At 56.9% G+C, this 5,233-nt stretch carries 3 rRNA genes; all 3 read right to left on the bottom strand.

Annotated elements, in window-relative coordinates:
• Positions 1-2: 2 nt before the first annotated feature.
• The 3 genes from rrf to AWC06_RS10850 all read right to left on the bottom strand — a co-directional run bounded on the left by rrf (position 3) and on the right by AWC06_RS10850 (position 5,111).
• A 5S ribosomal RNA gene (gene rrf / locus AWC06_RS10860) occupies positions 3-117 on the bottom strand.
• A gap of 68 nt (positions 118-185) precedes the next feature.
• Positions 186-3,302 (bottom strand): 23S ribosomal RNA (locus AWC06_RS10855).
• A 273-nt stretch (positions 3,303-3,575) separates the two neighbouring features.
• Positions 3,576-5,111: ribosomal RNA gene (locus tag AWC06_RS10850) — 16S ribosomal RNA — on the bottom strand.
• The 16S, 23S and 5S rRNA genes sit together here, the layout of an rRNA operon.
• Between the last annotated feature and the right edge of the window lie 122 nt (positions 5,112-5,233).

The raw sequence follows: 5,233 nt of genomic DNA, 5'->3' as shown, positions 1-5,233 counted from the left end.
TCGTTCGGCGGTGTCCTACTTTTCCACCCGGGTTGGGTAGTATCATCGGCGCTGGCAGGCTTAGCTTCCGGGTTCGGGATGGGTCCGGGCGTTTCCCTGTCGCTATGGACCGCCGTAACTTTATTGTTTTTTCGGGGGTGTTTGGTGGGGGGTGTGGGTTTGTTGGTGGGTGTGGTTGCGGTTGTGTGGGTAAGTTTTCGGCCGGTTAGTACCAGTTCCCTGAAAGTGTTGCCACTTGTGTAGGTCTGGTCTATTGATCCCGTGGTCTGCGGGGGGCCTTATCCCACTTGAATGGGTGAGAAGCCTGGTCTTGGAGGGGGTTTCCCGCTTAGATGCTTTCAGCGGTTATCCTGTCCGAACGTGGCTATCCAGCGGTGCCCCTGGCGGGACAACTGGTGCACCAGAGGTTCGTCCGTCCCGGTCCTCTCGTACTAGGGACAGGTTTCCTCAAGCTTCTGACGCGCGCGGCGGATAGAGACCGAACTGTCTCACGACGTTCTAAACCCAGCTCGCGTGCCGCTTTAATGGGCGAACAGCCCAACCCTTGGGACCTGCTCCAGCCCCAGGATGCGACGAGCCGACATCGAGGTGCCAAACCATCCCGTCGATATGGACTCTTGGGGAAGATCAGCCTGTTATCCCCGGGGTACCTTTTATCCGTTGAGCGACACCCCTTCCACTCGGGGGTGCCGGATCACTAGTCCCGACTTTCGTCCCTGCTTGACATGTTCGTCTTGCAGTCAAGCTCCCTTGTGCACTTGCACTCGCCACCTGATTGCCGTCCAGGTTGAGGGAACCTTTGGGCGCCTCCGTTACATTTTAGGAGGCAACCGCCCCAGTTAAACTACCCGCCAGGCACTGTCCCTGAACCCGATTCAGGGTTCGAGGTTAGATGCCCAATACGATCAGAGTGGTATTTCAACAACGACTCCACCCACACTGGCGTGCGGGTTTCACAGTCTCCCACCTATCCTACACAAATCGCATCGAACGCCAATACCAAGTTGTAGTGAAGGTCCCGGGGTCTTTTCGTCCTGCCGCGCGTAACGAGCATCTTTACTCGTAGTGCAATTTCGCCGAGTCTATGGTTGAGACAGTTGAGAAGTCGTTACGCCATTCGTGCAGGTCGGAACTTACCCGACAAGGAATTTCGCTACCTTAGGATGGTTATAGTTACCACCGCCGTTTACTGGGGCTTAAATTCTCCGCTTCACCCCGAAAGGGGTTAACGGGTCCTCTTAACCTTCCAGCACCGGGCAGGCGTCAGTCCGTATACCTCGTCTTGCGACTTCGCACGGACCTGTGTTTTTAGTAAACAGTCGCTTCTCACTGGTTTGTGCCACCCCCTGCCGCTGCCCACCGCGAAGGTGTTGACGGTATGGGGGTCCCCCTTCTCCCGAAGTTACGGGGGCATTTTGCCGAGTTCCTTAACCATAGTTCACTCGCACGCCTCGGTATGCTCTACCTGACCACCTGTGTCGGTTTCGGGTACGGGCCGTGCATGGGCTCGCTAGAGGCTTTTCTTGGCAGCATAGGATCACCGAATTCACCTCATCCGGCTATGCATCACCTCTGAGGAATACGCCAGACGGATTTGCCTATCTGACTCCCTACCGGCTTGCCCCAGTATTACCACTGACTGGTACGGCTACCTTCCTGCGTCACCCCATCGCTTGACTACTACCAGCGAAGATCCCACGCAGCCGGTAACCTCCACACCCCCGAAAGGGCATGATCGATCACCATTTGGGCGGTTAGTACCGCTGCTTCATCACGGACGCACACACACGGGTACGGGAATATCAACCCGTTGTCCATCGACTACGCCTGTCGGCCTCGCCTTAGGTCCCGACTCACCCTGGGCGGACTGGCCTGGCCCAGGAACCCTTGGTCTTTCGGCGGGCAAGGTTCTCACTTGCCTAATCGCTACTCATGCCTGCATTCTCACTCCCCACACCTTCACACACGATCACTCGCATGCTTCCCCGGTGAGAGGACGCTCCCCTACCCAACACTTTGACGTGTTGCCGCGGCTTCGGCGGTGTGCTTGAGCCCCGCTACATTATCGGCGCACAATCACTTGACCAGTGAGCTATTACGCACTCTTTCAAGGGTGGCTGCTTCTAAGCCAACCTCCTGGTTGTCTTTGCGACTGCACATCCTTTCCCACTTAGCACACGCTTAGGGGCCTTAGCCGGCGATCTGGGCTGTTTCCCTTTCGACGCACGGAGCTTATCCCCCGCCGTCTCACTGCCACGCTAACCACCACGGCATTCGGAGTTTGGCTGACGTCAGTAACCTAGTCGGGCCCATCGGCCATCCAGTAGCTCTACCTCCGCGGTGAACCACGCAACGCTGCACCTAAATGCATTTCGGGGAGAACCAGCTATCACGGAGTTTGATTGGCCTTTCACCCCTACCCACAACTCATCCCCTCAGTCTTCAACCTAAGTGGGTTCGGGCCTCCACGCGGTCTTACCCGCGCTTCACCCTGGCCATGGGTAGATCACTCCGCTTCGGGTCCAGAACACACCACTACACGCTCACACGTGATACGCCCTATTCAGACTCGCTTTCGCTGCGGCTACCCCACCCGGGTTAACCTCGCGACATGTCCCTGACTCGCAGGCTCATTCTTCAAAAGGCACGCCATCACCCCACCAAAAGAGGGCTTTGACGGCTTGTAGGCACACGGTTTCAGGTACTCTTTCACTCCCCTCCCGGGGTACTTTTCACCATTCCCTCACGGTACTGATCCGCTATCGGTCATCAGGAAGTATTCAGGCTTACCGGGTGGTCCCGGCAGATTCACAGCAGATTCCACGGGCCCGCTGCTACTCGGGAAACATTTTCTCGGAAGTCGCGATGTTTTCACCTACCGGGCTCTCACCGTCTACGGCAGACCATCCCAGGCCACTTCGACTAACACCACGATTTCTAGACTTCCGCTCAGGCCGGCGGACCCAAGACAAAAACGCCCCACAACACCACACACACAACCCCCGCCGGGTATCACCATGCGCGCGGTTTAGCCATCCTCCGCGTTCGCTCGCCACTACTAACGGAATCACACTTGTTTTCTTCTCCTACGGGTACTGAGATGTTTCACTTCCCCGCGTTCCCCCCCACCGGCTATACATTCACCAGTGGGTGACACGACATCACTCGTGCCGGGTTACCCCATTCGGACATCCTCGGATCCACGCTCGGTTGACAACTCCCCGAGGCATATCGCAGCCTCCCACGTCCTTCATCGGCCCCTGATGCCAAGGCATCCACCATGCGCCCTAACACACTTACACACACAAAAACCAAAGAAAACAACTCGACAAAACAACAAAAAACTTTGCTGCTTTGCTAGATGCTCGCAACCACTATCCAACACTCAAACACCACACCCCACCACCAAGTGAGGCGACACCACCCACAGGGTGTTGTCTCAGGACCCAACAGTGTGCCGGCGCTTTTGCTGTCAAATGTTGTTGTGCACCCGGTCCGACGCCACTACAGCACCGAACCCCTTTCACGGCTCACACCCCACCCAATGCGGGGCGTGTTTTCGTGGTGCTCCTTAGAAAGGAGGTGATCCAGCCGCACCTTCCGGTACGGCTACCTTGTTACGACTTCGTCCCAATCGCCGATCCCACCTTCGACCACTCCCTCCCAAAAAGGGTTGGGCCATGGGCTTCGGGTGTTACCGACTTTCATGACGTGACGGGCGGTGTGTACAAGGCCCGGGAACGTATTCACCGCAGCGTTGCTGATCTGCGATTACTAGCGACTCCGACTTCACGGGGTCGAGTTGCAGACCCCGATCCGAACTGAGACCGGCTTTACCAAGGATTCGCTTAACCTCACGGCATCGCAGCCCTTTGTACCGGCCATTGTAGCATGTGTGAAGCCCTGGACATAAGGGGCATGATGACTTGACGTCATCCCCACCTTCCTCCGAGTTGACCCCGGCAGTCTCTCACGAGTCCCCACCATCACGTGCTGGCAACATGAGACAAGGGTTGCGCTCGTTGCGGGACTTAACCCAACATCTCACGACACGAGCTGACGACAGCCATGCACCACCTGCACACAGGCCACAAGGGAAACCGCATCTCTACGGTCGTCCTGTGCATGTCAAACCCAGGTAAGGTTCTTCGCGTTGCATCGAATTAATCCACATGCTCCGCCGCTTGTGCGGGCCCCCGTCAATTCCTTTGAGTTTTAGCCTTGCGGCCGTACTCCCCAGGCGGGGTACTTAATGCGTTAGCTACGGCACGGATCCCAAGGAAGGAAACCCACACCTAGTACCCACCGTTTACGGCGTGGACTACCAGGGTATCTAATCCTGTTCGCTCCCCACGCTTTCGCTCCTCAGCGTCAGTTACTGCCCAGAGACCCGCCTTCGCCACCGGTGTTCCTCCTGATATCTGCGCATTCCACCGCTACACCAGGAATTCCAGTCTCCCCTGCAGTACTCCAGTCTGCCCGTATCGCCCGCACGCCCCCAGTTAAGCCAGGGAATTTCACGAACAACGCGACAAACCACCTACGAGCTCTTTACGCCCAGTAATTCCGGACAACGCTCGCACCCTACGTATTACCGCGGCTGCTGGCACGTAGTTGGCCGGTGCTTCTTCTCCACCTACCGTCACCCCGGTTACCCAAAGCTTCGTCGATGGTGAAAGAGGTTTACAACCCGAAGGCCGTCATCCCCCACGCGGCGTCGCTGCATCAGGCTTGCGCCCATTGTGCAATATTCCCCACTGCTGCCTCCCGTAGGAGTCTGGGCCGTATCTCAGTCCCAGTGTGGCCGGACACCCTCTCAGGCCGGCTACCCGTCGTCGCCTTGGTAGGCCATCACCCCACCAACAAGCTGATAGGCCGCGGGCCCATCCCACACCGCAAAAAGCTTTCCACCACAAGACATGCATCCCATGGTCCTATCCGGTATTAGACCCAGTTTCCCAAGCTTATCCCGAAGTGCAGGGCAGATCACCCACGTGTTACTCACCCGTTCGCCACTCGAGCACCCTCCGAAGAGAGCCTTTCCGTTCGACTTGCATGTGTTAAGCACGCCGCCAGCGTTCGTCCTGAGCCAGGATCAAACTCTCCAAACAAAAAATCAGAGAAACCTGACTAAAACAAAACAACCACACCCTGACACGGGGCATCAGAATGCGGCAAAAAACAACAACAAACAAAAACACCAAACACACTATTGAGTTCTCAAACAACACCC

The sequence above is a fragment of the Mycobacterium fragae genome (assembly GCF_002102185.1).
Classification (GTDB): Bacteria; Actinomycetota; Actinomycetes; order Mycobacteriales; family Mycobacteriaceae; genus Mycobacterium; species Mycobacterium fragae.
The sequence above is the reverse complement of the archived record's forward strand: the minus strand, read 5'-3'. Positions and strand labels throughout refer to the sequence as shown.